The organism is Paraglaciecola mesophila (assembly GCF_009906955.1).
Lineage (GTDB): Bacteria > Pseudomonadota > Gammaproteobacteria > Enterobacterales > Alteromonadaceae > Paraglaciecola > Paraglaciecola mesophila_A.
In genome coordinates, this window is the sequence record NZ_CP047656.1 from 4,901,169 (window position 1) to 4,924,769 (window position 23,601).

Annotated in this window: 21 protein-coding genes; 13 read left to right on the forward strand and 8 right to left on the reverse strand. The window is 44.9% G+C overall.

Annotated features, from left to right (window positions below; all coding sequences use genetic code 11):
• Window positions 1–28 precede the first annotated feature (28 nt).
• Entirely contained in the window at window positions 29–538 is a 510-nt protein-coding gene (locus tag FX988_RS20980; RefSeq protein WP_254700677.1) for a DUF6265 family protein, read from the forward strand.
• A gap of 269 nt (window positions 539–807) precedes the next feature.
• On the opposite strand, the gene FX988_RS20985 is transcribed toward FX988_RS20980, so the two are convergent.
• From FX988_RS20985 to FX988_RS20995, 3 genes are all read right to left on the reverse strand, one after another.
• The gene (locus FX988_RS20985) at window positions 808–1,953 is read right to left on the reverse strand and encodes a patatin family protein (protein WP_160182005.1); all 1,146 of its coding nucleotides are present in this window, start codon (window positions 1,951–1,953) and stop codon (window positions 808–810) included.
• Between the two features lie 303 nt (window positions 1,954–2,256).
• Window positions 2,257–2,601: a 5-carboxymethyl-2-hydroxymuconate Delta-isomerase gene (locus FX988_RS20990; RefSeq protein ID WP_160182006.1), complete on the reverse strand. Its 345-nt coding sequence runs from the start codon at window positions 2,599–2,601 to the stop codon at window positions 2,257–2,259.
• Between the two features lie 68 nt (window positions 2,602–2,669).
• The gene (locus FX988_RS20995) at window positions 2,670–3,224 is read right to left on the reverse strand and encodes a hypothetical protein (protein ID WP_160182007.1); all 555 of its coding nucleotides are present in this window, start codon (window positions 3,222–3,224) and stop codon (window positions 2,670–2,672) included.
• Window positions 3,225–3,482: 258 nt separating this feature from the next.
• Between FX988_RS20995 and tatA the strand changes: the two genes are divergently transcribed.
• From tatA to FX988_RS21030, 7 genes are all read left to right on the forward strand, one after another.
• Complete coding sequence (gene tatA / locus FX988_RS21000; RefSeq protein WP_160182008.1) at window positions 3,483–3,677, forward strand: twin-arginine translocase TatA/TatE family subunit; 195 nt, start codon at window positions 3,483–3,485, stop codon at window positions 3,675–3,677.
• A gap of 60 nt (window positions 3,678–3,737) precedes the next feature.
• Window positions 3,738–4,160, forward strand: a complete 423-nt coding sequence (locus tag FX988_RS21005) for a twin-arginine translocase TatA/TatE family subunit (RefSeq protein ID WP_254700678.1) — start codon at window positions 3,738–3,740, stop codon at window positions 4,158–4,160.
• Window positions 4,157–4,948: a twin-arginine translocase subunit TatC gene (gene tatC / locus FX988_RS21010; RefSeq protein ID WP_160182009.1), complete on the forward strand. Its 792-nt coding sequence runs from the start codon at window positions 4,157–4,159 to the stop codon at window positions 4,946–4,948. Before FX988_RS21005 ends, tatC begins: the two co-directional genes overlap by 4 nt.
• Window positions 4,949–5,117: 169 nt before the next feature.
• Entirely contained in the window at window positions 5,118–6,572 is a 1,455-nt protein-coding gene (locus FX988_RS21015) for an alkaline phosphatase PhoX (protein ID WP_160182010.1), read from the forward strand.
• 123 nt (window positions 6,573–6,695) lie between these two features.
• Window positions 6,696–7,253, forward strand: coding sequence for a PEP-CTERM sorting domain-containing protein (locus tag FX988_RS21020; RefSeq protein WP_160182011.1), 558 nt, complete (start codon window positions 6,696–6,698; stop codon window positions 7,251–7,253).
• A gap of 297 nt (window positions 7,254–7,550) precedes the next feature.
• A complete protein-coding gene (locus tag FX988_RS21025; RefSeq protein WP_217621256.1) occupies window positions 7,551–7,862 on the forward strand; it encodes a hypothetical protein in 312 nt (103 codons plus the stop codon).
• Between the two features lie 65 nt (window positions 7,863–7,927).
• Window positions 7,928–10,048 carry a TonB-dependent receptor gene (locus FX988_RS21030; protein WP_160182013.1) on the forward strand — a complete coding sequence of 707 codons (2,121 nt, stop codon included), beginning with the start codon at window positions 7,928–7,930 and terminating at the stop codon, window positions 10,046–10,048.
• Between the two features lie 61 nt (window positions 10,049–10,109).
• Here FX988_RS21030 and FX988_RS21035 read toward each other — a convergent pair whose 3' ends face one another.
• Genes FX988_RS21035 through FX988_RS21045 form a run of 3 tightly spaced genes read right to left on the reverse strand, consistent with a single transcriptional unit; the run spans window position 10,110 to window position 13,427 of the window.
• Window positions 10,110–10,706 (reverse strand): hypothetical protein, encoded by a 597-nt coding sequence (locus tag FX988_RS21035; RefSeq protein ID WP_160182014.1) that lies wholly within the window; start codon window positions 10,704–10,706, stop codon window positions 10,110–10,112.
• A gap of 10 nt (window positions 10,707–10,716) precedes the next feature.
• Window positions 10,717–12,966, reverse strand: coding sequence for a xanthine dehydrogenase family protein molybdopterin-binding subunit (locus tag FX988_RS21040; RefSeq protein WP_160182015.1), 2,250 nt, complete (start codon window positions 12,964–12,966; stop codon window positions 10,717–10,719).
• Entirely contained in the window at window positions 12,963–13,427 is a 465-nt protein-coding gene (locus tag FX988_RS21045) for a (2Fe-2S)-binding protein (protein WP_160182016.1), read from the reverse strand. The genes FX988_RS21040 and FX988_RS21045 overlap by 4 nt, the downstream gene beginning before the upstream one ends.
• 350 nt (window positions 13,428–13,777) lie before the next feature.
• Here FX988_RS21045 and FX988_RS21050 point away from each other — a divergent pair, with 350 nt between their 5' ends.
• Together FX988_RS21050 and FX988_RS21055 are read left to right on the forward strand one after the other, a co-directional pair.
• Window positions 13,778–14,509: a DUF6515 family protein gene (locus FX988_RS21050; protein ID WP_160182017.1), complete on the forward strand. Its 732-nt coding sequence runs from the start codon at window positions 13,778–13,780 to the stop codon at window positions 14,507–14,509.
• A gap of 216 nt (window positions 14,510–14,725) precedes the next feature.
• Entirely contained in the window at window positions 14,726–19,030 is a 4,305-nt protein-coding gene (locus tag FX988_RS21055; protein ID WP_160182018.1) for a DEAD/DEAH box helicase, read from the forward strand.
• Between the two features lie 157 nt (window positions 19,031–19,187).
• Here the strand turns inward: FX988_RS21055 and FX988_RS21060 are convergent, their stop codons facing one another.
• Entirely contained in the window at window positions 19,188–19,409 is a 222-nt protein-coding gene (locus tag FX988_RS21060) for a hypothetical protein (RefSeq protein WP_160182019.1), read from the reverse strand.
• 579 nt (window positions 19,410–19,988) lie between these two features.
• Here FX988_RS21060 and FX988_RS21065 point away from each other — a divergent pair.
• Entirely contained in the window at window positions 19,989–20,408 is a 420-nt protein-coding gene (locus tag FX988_RS21065; protein WP_160182020.1) for a DUF4160 domain-containing protein, read from the forward strand.
• Between the two features lie 135 nt (window positions 20,409–20,543).
• On the forward strand, window positions 20,544–21,116 hold the full coding sequence (locus FX988_RS21070) for a hypothetical protein (RefSeq protein WP_160182021.1): 573 nt from the start codon (window positions 20,544–20,546) through the stop codon (window positions 21,114–21,116).
• Between the two features lie 414 nt (window positions 21,117–21,530).
• Here FX988_RS21070 and FX988_RS21075 read toward each other — a convergent pair whose 3' ends face one another.
• Window positions 21,531–22,514, reverse strand: a complete 984-nt coding sequence (locus tag FX988_RS21075) for a transposase (RefSeq protein ID WP_160182022.1) — start codon at window positions 22,512–22,514, stop codon at window positions 21,531–21,533.
• Window positions 22,515–23,010: 496 nt separating this feature from the next.
• On the opposite strand from FX988_RS21075, the gene betI reads away from it, so the two are divergent.
• Complete coding sequence (gene betI, locus FX988_RS21080; RefSeq protein WP_160182023.1) at window positions 23,011–23,601, forward strand: transcriptional regulator BetI; 591 nt, start codon at window positions 23,011–23,013, stop codon at window positions 23,599–23,601.

Below are 23,601 nucleotides of genomic sequence, written 5' to 3' on the forward strand. Positions count from 1 at the left end.
AATTATTCAACAAACGGGTGAGGCAAAGATGATGACTAAAGGGGCAGTTTTCTTACTGTTGCTATTTTCGTTTGATGTTTTAGCAAACAACAAATTTAGCAACCTACTATTTTTAGACCATAACCAGCCGTCTCCAACTGCAGATTTGAGCGTGATCCAGTGGCTTTCAGGCCATTGGCGCGGCGAAGCGTTTGGCGGGTTAGTGGAAGAAGTGTGGTCACCAGCGCTGGGTGGCAGCATGATGGGCGCATTTAAGCTGGTGGTTGAAGATCAGGTACAATTTTACGAAATCGAAACCATATCAGAAGTCAATGACTCGCTTATATTCAGGTTAAAGCACTTCAATAAAGACCTAACCGGTTGGGAAGAGAAAGACGCAACGGTCGATTTCAAATTAGTCAAAGTGACGGACAGTAAAGTGTACTTCAACGGCTTGACTATTGAGCGGATTAGCGAAAAAGAGATCAATATTTATGTGGCGATTGAACACGAAGGTAAGACCACAGAAGAGAAGTTTAATTATAAAAAGGTAGAGTGAAATGCATCTTGTGTCGTCGCAGGGGCAAACCCAAATTCACGACAAGGTTCACGCTCAGGGCACGGCTCATGAGCTATTACACGTGAAGGTTGACGGCATTGAGATGGCAGTTGCTTCTGGCGCAATAACTTCTTACTAACCCCCTGATTTAGCGCTTAAATCTCAAGGCTCAAACACCCAGCCCTTGGCTCGTAGCCCTTAGTTGTTCACTCTAGCACTCAACTGTAAATCTCAATCTACCCGTTCCCTAGCTTTGTGTCTTTACTCCCTTAAGCAGACAAGCGCTGGGGAGATAGCGTACGCTGTGCTACTAGCTCTCGGGGGGCAAGTTGCTGCTCTTGTTGTTGATGATCTGCTTCCTTGATCGCATTTAGCGCACTGTTCTCAAAGGCGCGGCTCTCAATCGCGTCAAACGCATTTTGCTGTTCTAAATAGGCATTACCAGCTGCCACACCGATTTTATGGTCGTGCCTAAGATCGCTGTCTGTACTACCGAGCAACTTACTGCGTAGCTTTTTACCGGCAAAAATCTGCACTATTTCCACGTCTGTTGGTGGGTTGACGATAAACGCTAATTCTTGCTGATACGCCCGTTCGTGCTGCACCAAGTAATCAAGGGTTTTCGGGCAGTAGCCTGCTTTACACACGACTGACCTGAGTTTGTGAACCCAAGCTGACTGTGCTTGAAACTGTGCATCGGCAGTGCGAATAACCACAATTTTACGCGCGCCGCGTTTATACGCCTCAATCACAGGTAACGGGGCTGCTAAGCCGCCATCGAGATAAAAATCAGCTTGCGGCGTACCTGACTTTTGCCCATTTGCTAGGTCTGACGCTGACTCGTTCGCGGCTTTCGCAACTGACTCATTGGCAGCTCTCGCGCCCAGCCAGGGCGTGAGTTTAACTCCCTGTTTATATAAAAACGGTAGTGCGCTAGAGGCTTTTAGCAACTCTCGCCATTGTTGACTTTCCCCTGTGGGGCTTAAAAAGTAGGGGTTGCGATCCCGGGCATTGGTGGCGGTAATAAACAGCTCTCTTGTACCTAAGCTCCGTTTAGCAGTTTCAAAATCAAGGATGCGGTTTGCTTCAGTGGTCTTATCAAAGTACCAATCTAAATCCACTATGTGTTTGCCCACTAAGCCTCTGCCTAAGTGGAAAAAACGTTTATGTCGCGATAAGCCACGTATCAGCCGTTTGGCATAGCCTTTTTGCCGAGCAAGGTAGCTGGTGAGGTTTTGTGAGCCTGCAGAGGTGCCAAAAAACATATCGAATGGGTCATAGCCGTCCTCTAGCCAAGCATCAAGCACACCGGCGGTGAATATCCCTCGCTGCCCGCCACCTTCTGCAATCAACGCGAGCTTAGGCTGCGCAGTTTTGTTCAGTTTGATGGCGTTGGTTGAAGCTAGGGATTTCATGGTGACTTTCTCGCGTTAAGGTGGCAAATTTGGGTAGAAAATTTAATAACGCAATTCTAAACAAAGCAGTGGCATTGAGATAATTGAAAGAATCAATCGCTCTGATTCATAAATGCAAACCTAATTGCACTGTCTTATGGGGTAGGCGTATATGTTGCAAAGGGACGTTGTTACTCGAACAAGAAAAGGTACTTGCTCTATAACAAAATAGCCGCGGTTAGCGGCTATTTTGCAGTCGATTTAAACGTTGTTTTTCTAGTTATTTTTGCATTATAACGTTTATGTAGGTTGGTCGCGCTAAAGCTACTCGTACTCATAATCGACAAAACTCGCTCGATGAATATCTACTATTTCTACCGACACAAATACGCTAGTTAAGGTTAGCTTTTTAAGCTCAGCTAACACAGCGTTAGATATTTCGCTTTTTTGTTCATCCGTGCGGCCGCTAAGAATATGCGCTGAGACATGTAAAAAGTCTTTTTGCTTGCCATGTAAACGAAAGCCCTTGCGTTTTTGTGTTCTAAGCTTGATTGCTTCAGGTGGAAAGTGGCCACTGTTTTTTGCCCCTTCAAACACACTGTCCATTAGTCTGTCTTCATCAATTTGCTGGCTGAGCGTGGCGCTATATTCGATAACAAAATTTGGCATACGAGGGTTTCCCTTATAACAATTAATGAGGTGCTACATTGAGCGCTGAACGTGATGTATACAGATTTTTATTGGCTTTGTTTTTCATTATAACGTTTTAGCCATTGCTGACGTGCTGCTTGACGCTCTGCGTTTGTCGGCGTGTTACCGCCCGCTAATTCGGTGGCAATTTGCTCGATAAGGGTGTCGCGCTCGGCAATGAGTTTATCGGCACTGGCGTATAAATCCGTCGCTTGAGGGTAGGCCGCTTTGATAGCGTCAATACCTTGTAACTCGTAATATGCTTGTTCAACCGCCTCGTTAAACTGACTGCGCTTGGCTTGAAAAATGACATAGTCCCGGGCGGCATCGGATTCAATATAATCTATATCGTCTTTTGAGATATCTGCTTCTTTAGCCACTGACGCGGCTTTACTCATCCATGTGTCTATCACTTGGTCATCATCTTGTTGTAAGCCTTGCTTAACCCCCTCAACCAGATCCGTGGCAGTCAAAATTTGTTGACGAGAAATAACAGGTAGTGGGGCGGCTGGTGCGTTGATATTTTCGTTATGTGGTTGGTTTGAGAACCACAGGGTTGCTCCAATAGCGACGAAGACGACAAGGGCGACAATAACTTTCATGAATTAACCTTACTCTGCATTTTATGTCCCAGCGAACCATTCTGTTTGGCTAGACTTTCTCGGGCGCAGCGTACCACAGACGTTGCTTTATTTGCCAATAGCCTAGCTGGTGGCGCACAAAATAATGGCTGTCGACGATGTTTTATTCACCTGTTGACTGCTTACGTACATTATTTGTTCATATTTTTGTCACTGCTAGGTCATATTCGGGCGCCATGCTTTTTCCCATTATATTGCAAACAGTAAAGGGAAACGCTCATGAGCTTAAGCGTATGGCAACTGGTATTGGTGGCTTTGTTATTTATCTTGTTGTTTGGTCGGGGGCGCATCCCTGCCTTAATGGGTGACTTGGCGCAAGGCATTAAGAGCTTTAAGCAAGGGATTAGTGACGATGACACCCAAGGTGGGCAGTCTGCTGACAAAAGCAGCGCTGATACCATAGACAAGAAGTGAGTCGTTCTGTGAACCGTCATTCTTCATGGACAAGAACCAAGTTGGTTATTGGAGTGTTTCATGTTCGATCTTAGCTGGATAGAGTTAAGTTTTGTCGCGGCTTTGGCTTTGATCGTTATCGGGCCTAAAGATTTACCGCGATTATTTTCGATGCTCAGTCAGGTTATGAACAAATCTAAGCGCATGCTCAATGATGTAAAAGGTAGTGTTAAACAGCTTGAGAATGAAATTAACATCAGTCAAGGGCAAGATAGCAGTCAGTGGAAACAATACTTACCGAAAGAAATTCAACATCTACCCGATGATTTTACCCCAGGATCGCTGCCAGCGAAGGTACATCATGAAAGGCGTCAAGCGCATATTGCAGCCAAAGAGGCACAGAACAATCAACAGGTCAGTGTAGGCGAGGAGGCAAAACCTCATGCAAGCATCGACGCTGAGTTGCCATTGCCAAGCACTGAAGCAAAAAGAGATAACATATGAGCAGCGAAGCGAACGCCACAAAAGCCCCATTGTTAACCCACTTGCTTGAATTACGTCGGCGTTTATTGTACTGCTTTGCCTTTTTCGCCGTAATGTTTGGTGTTTCTTATTTTTTTGCGGAACAAATCTACCAGTTTTTGCAGCAGCCTTTGTTGCAAATATTTGGCCCTGATAGTGGCCGTCGTATGATTTATACAGGCTTACACGAAGCGTTTTTTACATACCTTAAACTGGCCTTTTTTAGCGCGACGTTTTGTACGCTACCTATTAGCTTGATTCAAATCTGGAAATTTATTGCTCCTGGTATGTATCAGAAAGAACAAAAAGCCTTGTCGCCACTTTTTATTGCGACCCCTATTTTATTTGTGGCTGGGGCGGCGCTCGCTTTCTACTTGGTGATGCCATTAGCGTGGGAGTTTTTCATTAGTTTTGAATCATTGGGCCAAGGGGATGGCATCAATGTTGAGCTTGAAGCAAAAATGAGTGAGTACCTGACCTTAGTGATTCGTTTGATACTCGCGTTTGGTCTATGTTTCGAGCTACCAGTGTTGCTATTAGTACTTGCAAAAGCAGGGGTAGTGGATGCACTTATGCTAAAAACATATCGCAGGCACGCCATAGTGCTCGTTTTTTTCGTGGCTGCACTGATAACCCCACCAGATTTGATTTCTCAAATCGTATTAGGCGTGCCAATTCTGCTGCTATATGAATTATCGATTGTTTTAATTCAGCGCAGCGAATCGAATAGCAAACGTGTACCACCGACCCAAATGGATCCTTCTGTATAACGGAGCTGGGTTGTCATTTTTACGCCATAAATATGCCATAAAAACATCGCTAAATCGTAAAAAAAACGCTAACAAAATGTAATTAACTATCGCTAATTTAGTCGAGCAGGGTTGCCGTCAACAAACCGTTGAGCCTTTGTATAACGAAAATTAACGCTCAGGAGATAACATGTTAGACCAAGACTTAGGACCAGCAAGTGAAGAGAAAGTCGAACCAGCGTTTAGTCGCAGGCAAGTATTAAAAGGTGGCTCAGTAGCAGCTGCCAGCACAGCCTTTATGGCGCTATCTAGTAAAGCGCAGGCAGCTTCATTACCTTTTACAAGCGGCTATGGCCCACTAACGCCAGCTATCGATAAGGCAACAGGCTTAAGCTTGCTTGCGTTACCCGAAGGTTTTGAATACACCTCGTTTGGTTGGACTGGCCAAGTGCAGGCTGACCGTTTACCAACCCCAACTGATCATGATGGTATGGGTGTAGCAGCGGTAAAAGGCAACGTGATCGCTTTGGTGCGTAATCACGAATGTTCAGAGGGCGAAGGATTCCCTTCGTCTCCTCGCGGTAATCGTGGTGTTTACAATGCAGCACAAAATGGCGGTACCTCGACCATTATGTTTGATGTGCTAAAAGGTGAATTTTTATCTTCGTATAACAGCCTAGGCGGAACGATACGCAACTGTGCTGGTGGAGTTACTCCGTGGGGCACTTGGTTGTCATGCGAAGAAACGTTCCATTCATGGAATGGCGGTCCTCAGGGTATGAATCATGGTTATGTATTTGAAGTGCCTGGGTTTGGTATTTCGGATGGCCAACCAATCCGTGAAATGGGGCGTTTCTCCCATGAGGCTGCTGCAGTTGACCCAGCTACTGGGTTTGTTTATGAAACAGAAGATGCTGGATCATCGGCTTTTTATAAGTTTGAACCAGCCGGACAGTGGGGCGATTTGAAATCAGGCGGTAAGCTGTATGCCATGGTACTTAATAACCAGTCTCGGGTTGATTTACGTGGTGGTTTAGTTGTTGGCACAGTGTGGGATGTAACCTGGCAGGAAGTGCCTGACCCAGACGCTATGAGCGAACGTTGTTATAACCAAGCGTTTGACGCTGCCATTGTTGAACGCGGTGAAGGTTGCTGGTATGACGATGGTAAAATCTATTTCGTTTCGACTTCAGGCGGTGCAGCTAATCTAGGGCAAGTATTCTGTTTTGATCCTAGAACACAAACGTTAACGATAATTTTTGAATCTGAAGATGCTGTGGCACAAGTTGATGGTCCAGACAATATAGCTATCAGCCCTCGTGGCAACATGTTGTTATGTGAAGATGGTGGTTCAAACCCTAAACGTCTTATTGGTCTAACTAAATCGGGTGAAACTTTCCCATTTGCTGAAAACCGAATTGCCTTAGATGAAGGTGACTTGGCGACAATTGACTCAGTATATGCCGGTACACAAGCCAACTTCTGGGATAGCGTAGGCGAATCGATTGATGGCAGTGCTCGTCGCAGCTTTACCAGCAGCGAGTGGGCAGGGGCTTGTTTCTATGGCCGTTGGTTGTTCGTCAATGTGCAGTCACCTGGCGTGACGTTTGCGATCACAGGACCATGGGAAAACGGCGCGCTGTAAGCAGTGTCACTCCCCTATTTATTGATGTTTTTATCGTGGTGCGCTGATGGCTTTCATCAGCGCTATGACGCAGTGAACCTCGGTTTATCGGCTTAACCACAGAAGTAATACAAGGAATAAAAAATGAAACGCTATTTTACTTTACTCATGATGATGGTGACGCTTTGTACTGGCACATTCGCATCAGCCTCTATTATTGCTTTACCAAACGATGGCAACTTAGCTGACTCAGTAGTGGGTGACAGCGGCTGGCTGAATGAAGACACTTTCGGGGACGCATTGGATTTTGTTACGTTTGAGGTCACGACAGATTCACTGCTTTCTGTTACCAGTTCTGCGTTAATTAACCTCGGCGTCAGCGTGTATCAAGGTACGTTGGTCAATGATTTTGGTATTCCATTTTCAAACAGTGGAGACTTTACTGATCTGTTTAGTCAATTAACGTACATCGTTGGCAACGACCCTTTCTTACCTAGTTTGGGCGGTAGTTTAACTGACGTATCTTTAGTCGCTGGTGCATATACGTTAGCAATTGGAGGAAACGAAGGTTTTTTTGATACGTTCACGGATTTTACCTACAACCTGACGGTAGCGCTTGATGAGGTGCCTGTTCCAGCACCAAGCACCTTGCTAATATTTGTGCTTGGTTTAGCAGGTATAGCTATTCGTAAACGTGCTTAAGTCTTGGCCACTTTATACTGTTGTGATGTTTGGGTACCGTTAGGGGTGCCCTATTTCATTGACGGTGTGCTGAGGTTAGTTGATGTGTTTCCGCGACGAACACTATCATCGAACTGTTTATTGCTGCGTCATTGTTGTTTTATGCCTTGTCTATTTAAAGCATAACGAGTTCAAATCATTTCAGCTGCGTTATGTGAGTTAGCATGCTCGAGCAATTTGTAACAAAGCGCGTTTTATCGCATTGAAATCTCGACCACTAAAATCAATACTGTTATGTTATAACGTATGTTGAGTGCGATGCCTTCCCGATCATTAGTCAGTGCCACGATGTTGAAATATACTGTCGTGTTGGTGCTATTGCTTTCGTTTGCTGGCAAGTTTCCGGTTGAAGGGCACGATACATTCCATCAGGCAAACGCGGAGCATCAATGTGCTGTGTGTCTGGTTATGGATGACGTCGATGATGCGTGGTCATTCTTTTCCCCCTCGCTACCTCATCTGAGTATTACACACTACGCAATTGATTTACTGCTCCCTCAAGTGATTGCACAGTGCAGCAAAGCCGCTGGTAATCGCGACCCTCCTTCTCTTCATTATTCTTTCAACTAGTTATTTGGCCAATTCTCAATGCGGGAATTGGTGTGTATTGATTGTTTTATGCAAGAGACATCCCTATGAAAACGAAACTCTCCACGTTATTGGTCGCGGTTATTGCGGCACTTACTTCTACGGCGCATGCCCAAGAAAAAAATTTACACAAAGACGAAGCTGATTTAGAAACCTTATTAATAACGGCTTCACCCTTAAGCAGGACCGTATTGCAATCAAGTACGCCGGTTTCAATTTTAAGCGGCGAAGAACTGGATCAAAACCAAGCGGCAACCTTAGGGGATACCTTGGCAAATGTGCCTGGGGTGCATAGCTCGTACTATGGGCCGGTAGCGAGTAGCCCGATTATTCGCGGACTCGATGGGCCTAGAATTAAAGTGGTGCAAAACGGCTTGGATGCATCTGATGCATCACGAGTGGGGCCTGATCACCAAGTGGCAACTGAAACCTCCACTGCAAGCCAAATTGAAGTACTTCGAGGCCCTGCAACATTACTGTATGGCAGTGGTGCAATCGGCGGTGTGGTGAACGTGGTCGACAATCGATTGCCGGCGCAGCGTCAAGAAGGGTTAACCGGAGAGATGTTTGCTCAATATGACAACGTGGCAGATGCGAAGACTGTGTCTACTGATCTGAATATGGGAAGTGGCGATTTCGTCTTTCACGTGGATGGCTACAACCGAAAAACCGATGATTATAAAATTCCGGTTCCTGCCAACGTGAATGAAGAAGGGGGGAGTGGAGAGCTCGATAATTCGTCAGTTAGTGCCCACGGTTTCAACTTAGGTGGCGGCTGGATAACAGATGATACTCGCGTTGCATTATCCTACGGGCGTATGGATTCTGAATACGGCCTGCCGGTAGAAGACGATGTTTATATCAAATTGAAACAAGACCGCTACCAAGCAGTGGTCGATTGGAAAAACCTTGATGGCTTTTTTGAGGCGGTGCATTTTCAAAACGGTTTTACCGACTATGAACATACTGAGTTCGAAGGCGAGGAAGTCGGTACGAGTTTTAAGAATCAATCCATAGAGTCTCGTCTATGGGCAGACCATCAGGCTGTTGCAGGGTGGAAGGGCACAGTAGGCGTTCATTACAATTACATTGATGCCTCATCCATAGGAGAAGAAGCCTTTACACCGCCGACCAAAACAGATTCCATTGCCGCTTTTGTCATGGAGGAGCATGAAACTGGGCCATTGCTGTGGCAACTAGGCGCTAGGGTTGAAACTTTGTCCCATGATGTCGACAACAGCTTTTACGACCTACTCGATTCGAGTAATACCCTTGGTTTTAATAACATAGACTTTACCTCCGTGTCTGGCTCAGCTGGTGTGGTTTGGAGTTTGAACAATCAACACTCGTTAGCGCTTAATTATGCCTACTCACAGCGTGCGCCATCTGCCTCTGAAATGTTCTCATATGGTCCCCATGTGGGCTCGCAAACATACGAAATTGGGGGCGATTTTAGCATAGACGAACAAGACGGCATTTATTCCGTTCACCAAGCCGATGAAGATCTCCACAAAGAAGAGTCGAATAATATTGACTTGACCTATCGTTACCAAAACGACAGTTGGAATGCCACTGTGAGCGTATTTTACAATGAGGTAGGTGACTATATATTTGAGCAGAGCACTGGGTTGGTGTATGCCGGTGGTGAGCTGATTAGCGCGGAGAATTATGCTGCAAACGTGGCGTTAAATGGTGAATACGATGAAGAAATTGATGGCCTATCTGTGATCAATTTCGAACAACAGGATGCCAAGTTGTATGGTTTTGAAGCGCAGGTCGATATGCACCTTAGTGAAGAACTACGCTGGGAAATTTTCAGTGATTATACCCGAGCTAAGTTGGACGAAGGTGGCAACGTGCCGCGTATACCGCCCTTGCGTGTAGGGAGTTCACTACATTATGAACGGGGGAATTGGCACGGCGAGATTGAAGTCGTGCGCAACAGCAAGCAAGATAAAATAGCAACTTATGAAACCGAGACTGACGGCTACACCATGTGGTCAGCTGCTGCGAATTATTATTTACCGCTGGATGCGCTCGACATGACTTTCTATTTAAAAGGCAGCAACTTAACGAATGAAGAAGGGCGAGTACATTCATCTTATGTGAAAGACGAAGTTCCTCTTCCTGGTCGTTCTGTTAGTTTGGGTGTCAGAGCTAGATTTTAAGCCATTGAGCAAAAAGGTAACGGATATTTCGCGGTATCTGTTACCCATTTTATAAGCTGTATCACTCGGGACAGGGAGCGCCAGCATTGGCCCAAAGTGTTACAAAATCAGCCGTTTCTTTTGCTGAATAAGGGGCTGGCTCGCGACCTTTACCTGGGGCCCAGCCCCAATGTACAAGCTCATCTTCTTTTATGTGATGAGCCACTTCTTCAAGGGTGCGCCCACCATTTCGCGCAGGATCTTTAATTTGCTCACATATCTGTTTTGAGCTCTGTTGCCACCAGAGCATTTCCACTGGAGCAAGCATCCACACTGGTGCGCCTGGCGGACCGTGAGGCTCGTCTGAATTACTCTGTGCATGACAGGTACTACACATGACCGTTTCAACGCCAATACGGCTTTGCCCACCAGAAATATTCATACCATGCACACTGGTTTCACCGTAGCTTGGGCCTGACCAGCGAGGTAGGTTGTCGTCAGGTACATGGCAGTTCGCGCAGCGCGGGTGGGAGAACACTTGATATACCTTGCTCCAGGCGTCAGCGGCTTTCGATTGGCTAATCGCGTTTTGTTGTTCAGGGTTAGTTTGGGTAGCGGCATAAAATGCAGGTATGAGTATAAGAGCAGCGGTTTGCAGCAAAAATACGTTGATTTTCATGATGTTGCTCCTAAACAAATTGTATGTGTTTGTTAAACGGCATTTCACGCATGCGCAGGCCTGTTGCAGCATATATTGCATTAGCAAGGGCTGGGGCAGCCGGCGGTGTTCCTGGCTCACCGATACCACGAATTCGTTCGCCATTTTCAAGTATTTTGGTATGTATAACAGGGGCTTGGTGCATACGAATAGCGTCATAATTGTGAAAGTTAGTTTGCTGGACTTTACCGTCAAGCAAGGTGATTTCGCCCATCATGGCCCCAGCTAAACCAAAATTAACAGCTGATATTAACTGCGCCTCAATATTCCGTGAGTCAATGGCAATGCCGACATCTGCAGCAACGTACACGTTGACTATTTTGATACCGCGCGGGGTATTGACCACTTCAACGATTTCGGCCACGGGAACGCCGAACGAGGTCACCAGCGCGACCCCTAACCCATGATTTTCCGGAACGTCACGTCCCCAGTTAGCCATTTTGGCAACTGTTTCAAGCACGTTTCGAGTCGGTTGATGGGTGATTAGGCTCAAGCGCATTTCAATAGGATCGGCGTTGGCTTCAATGGCTAATTCGTCGATCATGGATTCATTAAAAAAGCCGTTTTGTGAGGCCCCCACCGAGCGCCAAGAACTGACCGGAATGCCCATTGGTACTCGATACCCAGTCACGCGGTAGTTTTCTATCGTGTAAGCTTGGTCCCATAAGGCCTGCACGATTGTGCTGTCTGGCCCAGGCAGTGACACCCCTAGGCGACCCATTTGCGATTCCATTACCGAAGGAGAGGATACTTGAACATCCAAGGCACTGATATTCTTACCCTGGGTAACGCCCTTAAAGCGCGCCACAGCGAATGGTCGGTAGCTATCATGGGTCATGTCTTCTTCTCGCGACCAGGTAACTTTTACTGGTTTACCTTCAAGCTGTTTGGCGACCATAACGGCATAAATAATAAAATCCATCTCCAGACGCCGGCCGAAGCCTCCGCCTAAATAGGTGGTGTGAATACGAATGTTCTGTGCCTCTATACCTGACACTCTAGCGGCTTCAGATAGTGCATAGGTGGGCATTTGTGTACCGACCCACACATCAAGCTGACCATCTTTTATGATCGCGGTTGCGTTCATGGGCTCCATGGTGGCGTGGGCTAATAATGGCGCACGGTACTCACGATGTATTGTGGTGTCGCCCGCTGCGCCCGTTATGGCATCAACATCGCCATCATTGCGGTTTTGACTGTCTTGATGTTCTTCGTTAAATGCGGCAATGGCGGATTCAAACAGCTCATCTGTGGTTTGCGCATACTCTGTTTTGGCCCAGTCAAAATCAATTTTCTCAGCGGCTTTAAAGGCATACCAGGTATTGGTTGCCACCACAGCAGCGCCTACATCAGCCAAAGGTAAAATCGCTTTAACGCCTTTCATCTTTGCGGCGTTATTCGCATCAAATGCGTGACATTTTGCGCCCAGATGTGGGTTCACTTTTATGGTGGCGTAGAGCATGTCTTTTTGCAGTACATCGATACCAAAGGTGGCGGTTCCGGTACATTTTTCGACCATGTCGACTCTAGGAATTGGGCGACCGATCTGTTTCCACTCGCTTTTTGGCTTGAGCTTTACGTCATTAGGTAATTCAACGCTTGCTGCTAAACTCGCGAGTTCCGTGTATGCAATGCGTTGGCCGTCTTTTGATATGACTTCGCCATTGTCTGTACTTAGAGCGTTTTTAGCCACATTTAACTTGGCACTTGCCGCTAACAACAAGGCTTCTCTGGCCGTAGCACCTGCCATGCGCATCTTTTCAAATGCATCTACGGTGGATGATGAACCACCCGTAACTTGCACACCGAAGAATTTGGCCGGTACATGCATAAAATCTCGCGCCATTTGTGCTGTGCTACTGGTGTCTTGAGGAGGAAAGGGAACACCTTCTTCTAAAACCGCAGCGTTGTAATAGGCATTTGACGGCACGCCGTGTTCAATCTTGACGTTCTGTACGTCTACATCTAATTCTTCCGCTACTAATGCGGCAAGTGTGGTTTTTACCCCTTGGCCCATTTCAGCCCGAGGGGAGATAATCGTTACGCCATTCGCATTAATTAACACGTAAGGTGTCAGGGCGGTATCACCTTGCGCCAAGTCTTTCTCTAAAGGGTTGGGGTAGGGTTGCTTGTACTTATACACGCCAAATAATACACCGCCTGTAATGGCTGCAGAGCCGATAACAAAGGTACGTCGGGTGATTTTACCTAAAGTGCTCATGCGCTTTTCTCCCGAATGGTTTGCGCAGCCGCTTTTATTGCTGCACGAATTCTCGGATAGGTGCCACAGCGACATAAATTCGCAGACATGGCGCGATCAATGGCTTCATCATCAGGGTTAGGGTTCATTTGCAATAATGCGGCCGCCGACATAATTTGCCCAGGCTGACAATACCCGCACTGGGCAACTTGATGTTCTACCCATGCAGCTTGTACTTCATGCATGGCATCTGGTGTGCCAAGGCCCTCTATGGTGGTAATCAGGCCAGATACTTGCCCAACTGGCATAGAGCATGAACGCGCAGGCATGCCGTTAATATGCACTGTACAGGCGCCGCACATTGCAATACCGCAACCGAATTTAGGGCCTGTGATGTTTAGCTCATCACGTAACACCCACAATAGTGGCATGTCTTCATCTACATCCACGTCGTGCTGAGTACCATTTACGTTTAATTGCATGCGCGCACCTTATTTTTGCTTTGATATACCTAGAGTAAAGTAACTTGTCGCAAAAAAGTAATCATATCTCGTTATCGATGTTAATCATGGATGGGCGGTGTGCACCTTCTGCGAAAAATACGCAATTAAACGAAAATGAGTGCGAATTTCAGGGAAAATAAGCGTAAGTCTTATCATCGCTCGAAAGAGATACTGTAAACAAATAGGCGTGAAAGGAAGCAAAAATGTAAAGATGGGTTAAGAAAGATAAAGTTTGCGTAAAGCATTAACGCTGGGCAATGCCAGTCAGTTTATATTCAGTTTTCCAGCCTAATATCGCTATAAAACGACAGCGTTATTAAGGAATCAAGATGAAAACACAATGGTTATTACCGCTTACCGTCAGCTTAATGGTTGCTCCTTTATTAGGTCATGCACAACATCGAGATGAGCGTCAGGAGCAGCACCAGAATAAACAACATACTGCCCCTGTTGTTGTAAATAAAACAGTCGTGAATAAAACAGTCGTGAATAAAGCAGTCGTAAACAGAGTCGCGACGAAAAACCATATGGCGCATAAGCGTGTGGTGTATAAAACGGGCGCGGTCGTGCAACGAGCACCTGCCAAAGGAGTGTCGCTACATTTTGGCGGCTTGTCGTTTATTTTTCATGATGGCCTGTACTACCGCCATTATAAACAAGGCTATAAAGTGGTGCGTCCACCTGTTGGGCTAACCGTGCGCTATTTACCTGCTGGTTATGAGCGTATCGTTGCTAGAGGTCGAACATATTATTTCGCTCAGGGAATTTACTATGTGTTTGACGACGGTGCTTACCGTGTCATTAACGAACCTGACGATACGCTCATTTATCAATATGACACCGACAATGATGAAAGCACTATTGTTGCGCACTCAGTTGAGAGCCAGCAATATGCCAATCAAACAAGTGGTTTTGTGCTAGGTAAAACGTATGGTTCGCTGCCGCCAAGTGCGAACCCGGTGACAGTGAACGGCCAGCAATATTTTCAATACCGAGATATTTACTTTTTACCTCAATCGGCGGGCGGTGATGTGCGTTACTTGGCGCTAAAGCTGAATTAAAGAGCGACAGCTAAATTAAGCGTTGGGCATATGACGATAAGGTTTTTGTGCCGATGAGGCCCTTACTCTGTTTCGTTAATAGGTAAAGAAAAGCGAGAAATTTGCTGGCGCTCGTTATCTTCCTGCGCTTTATTGCTTATCAGTAATTGTTAAGCTGGATCGTTTTTGCTAGTTTCAGGCCATTGAAAACGAATAGTTCTGAAGAAACCATTTACTATGAAGCTTGCTGCTTTGATCCAGCCTCAAACCCAACAACAAATTGACGCCTTATACCAAGTTTTTTTAACTCTTGACGAAGCCCAGCAAACAACGCTGTTCATCTTGGCTGTGGTACACAAGCCGATTGGTGCGACTAAATTAGCGCAAGTGCTGGCCATTCTTAACAGCCGCGGTTTGCTAAGCGCCCCCAAAAAGGACTATTTGTTCACGAGCGAGCAAAAACACCAGCTGACATCCCAAGGGTTGCTCATCAACAACCGTGAAGGTTTGCAACTCAACCCATTATTAAGCAACTGTTTAATCAAAATAATCGACCAACTGCCCACAGAGGTTGAATTAGTACCTGGGCAAACATTACTTGAAATTATCATGGCCGCTGAGCAGGTAGTGCCTGTGGTAAACAGCTATAGCTGGCAAAACAAAGACGCTGACAGAGCGCGGGTGATCCGAGATCTGTTTTACTTGAATCACATTGACCAGCTTGAAGAGGCGTTGTCATTTCATAAAAATCCACAAATTATCGATCACGCTCAAAATAAAATATTGCTGGAGATTTTGTTCTTACCTTTTGATTTAGAGACATTTTTGCAACTACCTAAGCCTGTGCAGTATCAGGCGTTTGCCACCCTGCTAAGGTGCTTTCAAATTGAGGGGCAAAGTTGTGCGTATCCGATTGAACTATTAGCGCGCGTTTGCGCTGCCAATGGGGATAAAACACAGCCAACGTACAATATTGATTGCCATCATCTATTGGCTGAGCAATATTTGTATCAATTAAGGTTTGACGACTTTTTGCACATACACGACCCACTGGATAAGAGTAGTTATGGCTTGCAGTTGCAGGCAACACATTGCTTTTTAATGGGCAAAAATTCGCTGGCGATTGATTATTTTGAACAAGCGATAGCGGCAAAAAATAAGCTTACAAAACGCAAAAAACAATATTTAAATGAGCTTTTGGGTTATTTCTACAAATTGGCATTAATCGTACAGGCAAATCAGGATGATGTGAGTTTGTTTACCACGGCCTTGCAGCAAGTGGAATACGAAGAAAATGACCGTAAGGTTAATAGCGATTTTTATTATGTAGGGCAGGGCATTGTTAAGCCCATTATGTGTCTTTCTACGGGGGCGCAATATGCCATCAATATTGAATACAATAGTGTTGATGATGAACAAGATTTTTTTGCGCACCAACTGTGTTATTTCAATTACTTTTTAGCGCAGCTTTGGTGCAATCAAAGTAAAGACCCTGCAATGGCCTCATTAGCGTTAAAATACCAAGCATATTTTATGCAGCTTGATTACCCCTTGTTCGCTGAATTATGTGCACAAATGGCGGCCAGTTTTAACCCTGCAACGGTTGTGCAATCACAAAGCTCAGCCCAATCAGTACACACTTCACATTTAGTGGATATTACCCAGCTTATCGTCACCAAATCACAGTGGGAGCTCGCCCTTGATAAACTCATAGCGCTTAATCCCAATGCAGAAACTACTGCCTCTTCGACCAGTGAAATAGCAGACAAACCAGTGCGCTTAATCTGGGAGTTTGATGACACCTTCGATCATAGCCTTACAGCCCGAGAACAAAAATTGAATAAAGCAGGTTGGAGCAAAGGCCGCGTTGTGTCACTCAAACGCTTAAAAGAGCAGACCCACACTTTCGATTACCTAACTGATAGCGACAAAAAGCTCTGCCAGGCTATTGAGGTGTTTCAAAATTGGGGCTACTACTCAAAGGCTGAGTATTTGTTGCAAGGGTTGCCAGCACTGCAGGCCGCTGTTGGCATTGATAACCTTTATAAAGCCGACGATATAACCCAACACATAGAGATAGCCCAGCGCGAGCCCGAATTGTTGGTGAGTCAACTAGGTGAACAACTGTGTTTGAGTATTGCTGATTTGCCCGATGCGATGGGTGAATATGACGCCCCGCAAGCTTACAATTTAAAAGCTGTTTCTGATAGCCAATATCAGCTCACCGTTTTCGATACGGATCATTTGAAAGTCGCTGAAATCATTGGCGAGGCAGGCTTGCTGATCCCCATAAGTGCAAAACAAAAAGCCCTTGAAGGTATTTCGGCCATTGCGCCATTTTTGAACATTCAATCTGAGATCACTGAACTGGAAACTGGGTTAGAAAACCATGAATGCGACACACATTTGGTGGTCAATATTCAGCCAAATCAACAAGGCCTTACTTTTACCTGTGTGGTGATGCCGTTTGGAGAACAAGGCCCGGCATTTAAACCCGGGGTAGGTAATGCCAGTTTAACCACAGAGCTAGACGGCAAACGAATAGCCACTCAGCGCGATTTATTGCGCGAAGAAACGCTACTCGATCAGCTAGACCAAGCATGCCCTATGTTTTTAAATATGACCGACAACGTGTTAGCGCTAGAGGACTTACAAACCGCCCTGACCACATTAGAGCAACTCGAAAGTGCTTATAATGAAAGTCAATTTGATTTGGTTCTGCGTTGGCCGAAAGGCAAAAAAGTGACTTTATCTAAAACCCTGAGCAGTGAACATCTGCAACTGGCGGTGAGTCAAAAAAATGAATGGTTTGATATTACCGGTGACTTACAAATAGACAATGAACAAGTTATTGAAATTCGAAAACTACTAGAGCTGGTAAAAACCAGCAATGGTCGGTTTATCGCCCTCGGTGAGGAGCAAATACTCGCGCTGTCTGATGAGCTACGCCATAAGCTTGAGGCAATCAATCAAGTCACAGACGACGGCAAGTTTCATCCCTTAGCGAGCTTGCAAATGGAAGAGGCTACCACAGGCATGCGCATGAAAACCATTCACGCCTGGGAGCAGCAAACCGAAAAAATGCATCAAGCCAATGCGCTTATGCCTACCATCCCGTCAACGTTTCAAGCGCAATTGCGTGATTATCAAATGGTAGGCTTTGATTGGGCCTCTCGGCTCGCCCATTGGGGAGCCGGTGCGTGCTTAGCCGACGACATGGGCTTGGGTAAAACATTACAAGCCTTGGCCATTTTGTTGTCACGAGCAAGTGACGGGCCAAGCTTGGTAATCGCCCCTACATCAGTGTGTTTTAATTGGCAGCAAGAAGCACTGAAGTTTGCGCCTACGTTAAACATTAAGGTCTTCGCTGACTCAACTAACACGGTTGCCCGTGAAGTATTGCTCAGTGAATTAGGCCCATTCGATTGCGTCATCATCAGCTATGGTTTATTGCAAAGAGAAAGTGAAATTCTTAAAAAGGTGCATTGGCACTCAGTCGTCGCTGATGAAGCCCAAGCACTTAAAAACCCTTTAGCCAAACGTACCAAAGCCGCGTATGCCCTTAAAAGCGACTTTAAGATGATCACCACAGGTACGCCCATTGAGAACAATTTGACCGAGTTGTGGAGTTTATTTCGCTTTATCAACCCTGGGTTGCTGGGCAACATTAAACGCTTTGCACAGCGTTTCTCACTGCCAATCGAAAATGCACATGAAGACCCATTAGCGGCGCGAAAAGCCAGCCAGGCCCTTAAAGCACTTATTCAGCCTTTTATTTTACGGCGCATGAAAAACCAAGTGTTAATGGAATTACCACCACGAACTGAGATCAATATTCGGGTGGAAATGAGCCCTCAAGAGCGCGATTTTTATGAAGCGCTGAGACTAAACGCCATCGACAATATTCACCAAAGTAGTCAGCAAGCCAATGCGAGTGAGCAGCGCATAAGAATGCTTGCCGAATTAGTTAAGTTACGCCAAGCCTGTTGTCACCCGAAACTGGTCATGGCAGAAACGACTATCCCCAGTGCTAAGCTGGCCGCCCTCGATGCGTTATTAGAAGAGCTGAAACTGAACAATCATAAAGCGCTTATATTTAGTCAGTTTGTTGGGCATTTACAATTGATTAAGCAACATCTAGAAGATAAAGGTTTTGATTATCAATATTTAGATGGCTCAACGCCGCAAAAGCAACGGCAAGCAAGCGTTAACGCCTTTCAGCGCGGGCAAGGGGATATATTCTTAATCAGTTTAAAGGCAGGCGGTTCAGGTTTGAACTTAACCGCCGCAGATTACGTGATCCACATGGACCCGTGGTGGAATCCAGCAGTAGAAGAACAAGCATCAGATCGCGCCCATCGCATCGGGCAACTGCGGCCCGTGACGATTTATCGCCTGATTACCCAAAACACAATCGAAGAAAAAATTGTTGCGCTGCATAAGCAAAAACGCGATTTAGCAGTCAATCTGTTAGCAGGAAACGAAACAGCTGCGAAGCTATCGGTCGATGATATGCTGAATTTACTGAAGGAAACGTTTTAGAATAATGAGGCCTGCAGCACAGTGTAACTGCAGGGCTGGTTGCTTGATGTTAAGTGCTCACGGCAATCGAAGTGGATAAGCGCAGATATCTAATATTTTTCAAGTTCAAGTTTTAGAAGGTGCGCATTTTACATTAGCGGGGCTGGCACCTTGTCAATTAGGGAGTTGCTGGCGTACCTTCAATTAACTTTACGATTGCTGGGTTTCCTTGCTCTTTAGCCATATCGATAAAGTGACTTTTTTCTAGTTCATCAAATACTTCATTGGTAAGCAGCGCTTTTAAACGCGTTTCGTCGCCATTGGCAATAGCTGTTTTTATCGATTTCGTCGCGACTGCGGGGCTATCTTCTATGTTACTTTTATCATTGTAGTCAGTCATAAAGGCTCCTTGATTAACGTTTTATCGCTAGCTCGTAAACATAGCTTGTCTGGTTTGCTCGTTTCGCAAACCGTACCAATAGATATTTAGGTCATCAGGTCGTTATTCAACCCCAGCGGGTAAAGTGCCAACTGCGAACATTCGACTTTCCCTTTTTGTGCACTATAAGATCCCATTTCATTAAACTCTCAATTGGCTGGCTCGCTAATTAATCTCCGCTTACTCTGCTTAAATCACATGTGTAAAAACACAGGTAGAATGAGATGTAACGGAAAGTGCCGATATCGCTTCCTACTATGTAAATTTGTTCGGTCGCACTTTGCTTCCCACAAAAACGCTAAGTTATTAATTTAACCATGGAAAATATTTTCCACATCGCTTTTAATAGGAAGCAGAAAAGTCGCGCTATACACAGGTCTCCTTTTGCTTTTGTAACTCCAAGTGGTTTTACGCGCATGACAGTAAAAAATAGTCAATAGAATCAAAGGTAGGTGTTGGAAATGACGAGAGTTCATATCAAATCGCGAAGTTACCTATACGACATGCTCGATATAAGCGTTAGCTGCAAACAAGGAAGTTATGATCCCAAAAGAATTCGCAAAAAAAACAGGCCGTCTTTATCTAGTTGATGACTCAGATATAGAGTCTGTTCAAGAATACTGTGAAATGCTTTACCACCTTTTGACAGGCCCCTTTAGTATTTGGGAGGAGGATGGTGAACTTGTTGTAATTGAAATAAGACAACTCGTCGAAAAAATCGGCGGCTTAAAAATCGAGATATATTCAAACGAGCATCCACCACCACATTTTCACGTAAAATCTGCAAATATTAATGCCAGCTTCACAATTGAAGACTGCTTCAAATTGAATGGTAAGATTGACTCTTCAGACTACAAGAAAATAAAGTATTGGCATAAGCGAGCCAAAACAAGATTAATAGAAGCTTGGAACAATACTCGCCCAACAAATTGCATCGTTGGGGCATATGCAGGCACCTAACAAACACATTATGTTCATTCGCTTCGCTCATTGGGGCGCATACTCGCTAGCTCGGCTCATTCTTCGCAAGTATAGCCAGCAAGCCTCCGCTCCATATGTGAAGCGTTAGGTTTTGCGTTTAACGTCGGAGTTCGAATGAAAACATATATAAGCGCACTTTGTTGCCTTGGCTTAATTGGGTGTGCAAGCACTGAAAGTAACGTTATTTTTTCAGGTCAACTAAACAAATATCAGGAACCTAAAGATGGTCCGTTAGCGTATTTTGGTCTTGAAACAGCCAAGAAAACTGATGGTTTCGGATTCCAACCACATCCTCACACCGCAATTATCTATGAACGTTGCCCACAAAATGATAGGGGTAAAACTACATTTGGTTACGTAGGGGATTTACAAATTTCAACCGCTTTACCCTTGGGAAATCCAACAACAATTAAAGTTAAAGCGGGTAATCCCATTTTCTTAGCTTTTGGCCTAATTCATCCAGTAAATGGATATAAATGCATGTCTAAGCACCTGTTTACGCCCAAAAACGGAAAAACCTACAAATTTACAAATTCAACCAGTTGGTCTGCCTGCCCGACAGAGGCAGGAGTCATATCGCAAGATGGTATTGCTCCAATAGACAACATGGAGTCTCTAGATAGCGCTGCGGTTTCTGAATTATTAGAAAAAGGCATCAATATCAACCGGGAGCCATGCAAAACCTAACAAACCAAGTCAGCGGGACACTAATGAGATATACAGAGAGATATACAGAGACACCCATCTTTAAAGTGCCATAAAAACTTCCCTGCTTAGGGTGACAATTACCTTCAAAAAGCGTCAAGGTACTTGGGGTCTGAGTGATTGAGGATTTTCACTGAAATATTGCGCGTTGAGGAAGGGAAAATTGCGCAAAGTCAGTTTTTAAGGATATACAGAGACACCCATCTTTAAAGTGCCATAAAAAATTCCCTGTTTAGGGGACAATTGCTTTCTAAATGCGTCAAGGTACTTGGGGTCTGAGTGATTGAGTATTTTCACTGAAATATTGCGCGTTGAGGAAGGGAAAATTGCGCAAAGTCAGTTTTTAAGCAAGCGTCTTCCTTACAGGTTATGTAAAGGTTGTCTTGTTTGTGGGGCTTAAGCGCGTTTTAACAGTGCTTTTGCTTTGGTCATTCCTCGTATTCGTTGATGATGAGTATGGCGCTTAAAAGCATTCATCATTTGCTCCGCACCAGCAGCATAGCAGAAGTGTTTTTCAAACTCTGTAGTTAAGGTTAACCACTGGGCAGCGTCTAGTCCCAATCTTTGTAGAATAGGACTGTGAGTGTTATCTATATAACCTACCTTATCATCACGAATACAACGACCTGTGGTATCAACGAGCTCGCAATAGTCTTTGAGTGAATACGCAATACCTTTTGGTATATCTTCACGATGATTTTTCACAAAGGGCATTAAAACGCTCGGTGGTGATTGTTGGTTTTTAGCGGCTTGAATGCGTTTTTTAATACTGGTGTGCTTTGACGTTTCAGGTGTTTTTGCCATTTTTGCGCGAATGGGGTTTAAATCTACATAGGCCATACACGCCAGCACAGCACTTTCATCTAGTAACGCTTGGGACTTGAATCGCCCTTCCCAGAAGCGACCAGTGCAGCCGTCTTCTTTATTGGCTTGACGAGCAATATACTCATTCAAGTCACGCATAAACCAGCTTATGTCGTAAAGTCGTTTTCGATAGGTTTCAACGGTTTCATCAAAGGTGATTAGCTCTGCTTGGTTAAGCGTATCGCCGTTAACAAACTTCTGAGTCAGCAATGTGCCTCTGTGTAGATTGTGGTAGCGCCTCAACACTTCATCAGCATCCCATTTGTCCGCCATTGATTGATTTACACATAGCACCACATGCGTGTGATTATTCATGACTGCATAGGCACAAATGTCTATTGCGAATACTGTCGCTAGAAATAATAAACGCTCTTCTACCCAGCCTCGGCGATGCTCGTAACTTTGCCCAGTAAGCTGGTTCGTACCACATAAATAAGATTGGCGAACGCAGCGGGACACACAATGGTAATAAGGCGTATCGATTAAACTAATTTGGCTTTTTCGAGATTGAGGCATAATCCATTTACCTGACAAAATAAGATACAAATCAAGTATAGATTAGGCCTGAAAATTGACCATTTTTATCATGGGTGTCTCTCTTTTTCCTTTTCTTATTCTGATTATCCTGATTACAGCACAGCCGTTTTCTTCGGGTTATTGTGTTCAAATCAGCGCATTCTGTCACTTAGTAGTCGGGAAATTTACCACGCAATAAATCGTTAGTGTACTACCAAATATTACATTTTTATGACGGTGTTCCACCTTTCAATTATTAGGCTTAATTTATTTAAAAACGGTGTTTTTAGCTGGTTTTAGCGATTTTTAATTAAAAAAAGTGATTGTTTTTAATTCTTTCGTTTGCGCTTTACTGACGCGGTATTGGGACGAGTTAGATTCAGTTCTACGTATTTATCTGGCGTATTTACAGTTTGTCAACGTTGAATTATCAAGGCTATTACCTTAACCTTTATTTTTATTGAACGTTCAATTAACAAAAACGTTAGCGAGAACTATGCCTAAAGTTGGAATGCAGCCTGTACGTCGTCAGCAATTAATCGACGCTACCATTGAATCTGTGGCGGAACTTGGATTACGTGCGACCACTATTAATAGCATCAGCAAAAAAGCGGGTTTGTCGTCGGGCATTATCAGCCATTACTTTGGTGGTAAGCAGGGCCTGATCGAGGCAACCGTGCGCTATTTATTATCAAACTTGAAGCAAGTGCTGTTAGGTGGATTAAAGGCGGATACCACACCGGAGCAAAGGCTAATGTTAATTGTTGAAGCCAACTTTTCGCGGCTTCAACAACAAAGTAACGCAACCAAGACCTGGTTGAGCTTTTGGGCGCAATCCATGCACGACATTGAATTGCATCGCTTACAGAACGTGAACAGTAAAAGACTTAGCAGTAATTTAGCGTGTTCATACAAGCAGCTGATGAATATTGAAGACGCAAGAAATGCCGCTCAATTGAGCGCGGCAATGATCGACGGCTTGTGGTTAAGAGCGGTACTAAGCAAGTCGGATGAAGATGAATTTGAACACTGTGAGCAACTTGCAAAAGGCTATGTGCGCTCACTTATCAAACAATATGGATCCTAA

Bases quoted from the DNA above. Each gene is read 5' to 3' on its own strand.
- FX988_RS20980 (WP_254700677.1), top strand. From the start codon at position 29: ATGATGACTAAAGGGGCAGTTTTCTTACTGTTGCTATTTTCGTTTGAT.
- FX988_RS20985 (WP_160182005.1), bottom strand. From the start codon at position 1,953: ATGAAATCCCTAGCTTCAACCAACGCCATCAAACTGAACAAAACTGCG.
- FX988_RS20990 (WP_160182006.1), bottom strand. From the start codon at position 2,601: ATGCCAAATTTTGTTATCGAATATAGCGCCACGCTCAGCCAGCAAATT.
- FX988_RS20995 (WP_160182007.1), bottom strand. From the start codon at position 3,224: ATGAAAGTTATTGTCGCCCTTGTCGTCTTCGTCGCTATTGGAGCAACC.
- tatA (WP_160182008.1), top strand. From the start codon at position 3,483: ATGAGCTTAAGCGTATGGCAACTGGTATTGGTGGCTTTGTTATTTATC.
- FX988_RS21005 (WP_254700678.1), top strand. From the start codon at position 3,738: ATGTTCGATCTTAGCTGGATAGAGTTAAGTTTTGTCGCGGCTTTGGCT.
- tatC (WP_160182009.1), top strand. From the start codon at position 4,157: ATGAGCAGCGAAGCGAACGCCACAAAAGCCCCATTGTTAACCCACTTG.
- FX988_RS21015 (WP_160182010.1), top strand. From the start codon at position 5,118: ATGTTAGACCAAGACTTAGGACCAGCAAGTGAAGAGAAAGTCGAACCA.
- FX988_RS21020 (WP_160182011.1), top strand. From the start codon at position 6,696: ATGAAACGCTATTTTACTTTACTCATGATGATGGTGACGCTTTGTACT.
- FX988_RS21025 (WP_217621256.1), top strand. From the start codon at position 7,551: ATGCCTTCCCGATCATTAGTCAGTGCCACGATGTTGAAATATACTGTC.
- FX988_RS21030 (WP_160182013.1), top strand. From the start codon at position 7,928: ATGAAAACGAAACTCTCCACGTTATTGGTCGCGGTTATTGCGGCACTT.
- FX988_RS21035 (WP_160182014.1), bottom strand. From the start codon at position 10,706: ATGAAAATCAACGTATTTTTGCTGCAAACCGCTGCTCTTATACTCATA.
- FX988_RS21040 (WP_160182015.1), bottom strand. From the start codon at position 12,966: ATGAGCACTTTAGGTAAAATCACCCGACGTACCTTTGTTATCGGCTCT.
- FX988_RS21045 (WP_160182016.1), bottom strand. From the start codon at position 13,427: ATGCAATTAAACGTAAATGGTACTCAGCACGACGTGGATGTAGATGAA.
- FX988_RS21050 (WP_160182017.1), top strand. From the start codon at position 13,778: ATGAAAACACAATGGTTATTACCGCTTACCGTCAGCTTAATGGTTGCT.
- FX988_RS21055 (WP_160182018.1), top strand. From the start codon at position 14,726: ATGAAGCTTGCTGCTTTGATCCAGCCTCAAACCCAACAACAAATTGAC.
- FX988_RS21060 (WP_160182019.1), bottom strand. From the start codon at position 19,409: ATGACTGACTACAATGATAAAAGTAACATAGAAGATAGCCCCGCAGTC.
- FX988_RS21065 (WP_160182020.1), top strand. From the start codon at position 19,989: ATGATCCCAAAAGAATTCGCAAAAAAAACAGGCCGTCTTTATCTAGTT.
- FX988_RS21070 (WP_160182021.1), top strand. From the start codon at position 20,544: ATGAAAACATATATAAGCGCACTTTGTTGCCTTGGCTTAATTGGGTGT.
- FX988_RS21075 (WP_160182022.1), bottom strand. From the start codon at position 22,514: ATGCCTCAATCTCGAAAAAGCCAAATTAGTTTAATCGATACGCCTTAT.
- betI (WP_160182023.1), top strand. From the start codon at position 23,011: ATGCCTAAAGTTGGAATGCAGCCTGTACGTCGTCAGCAATTAATCGAC.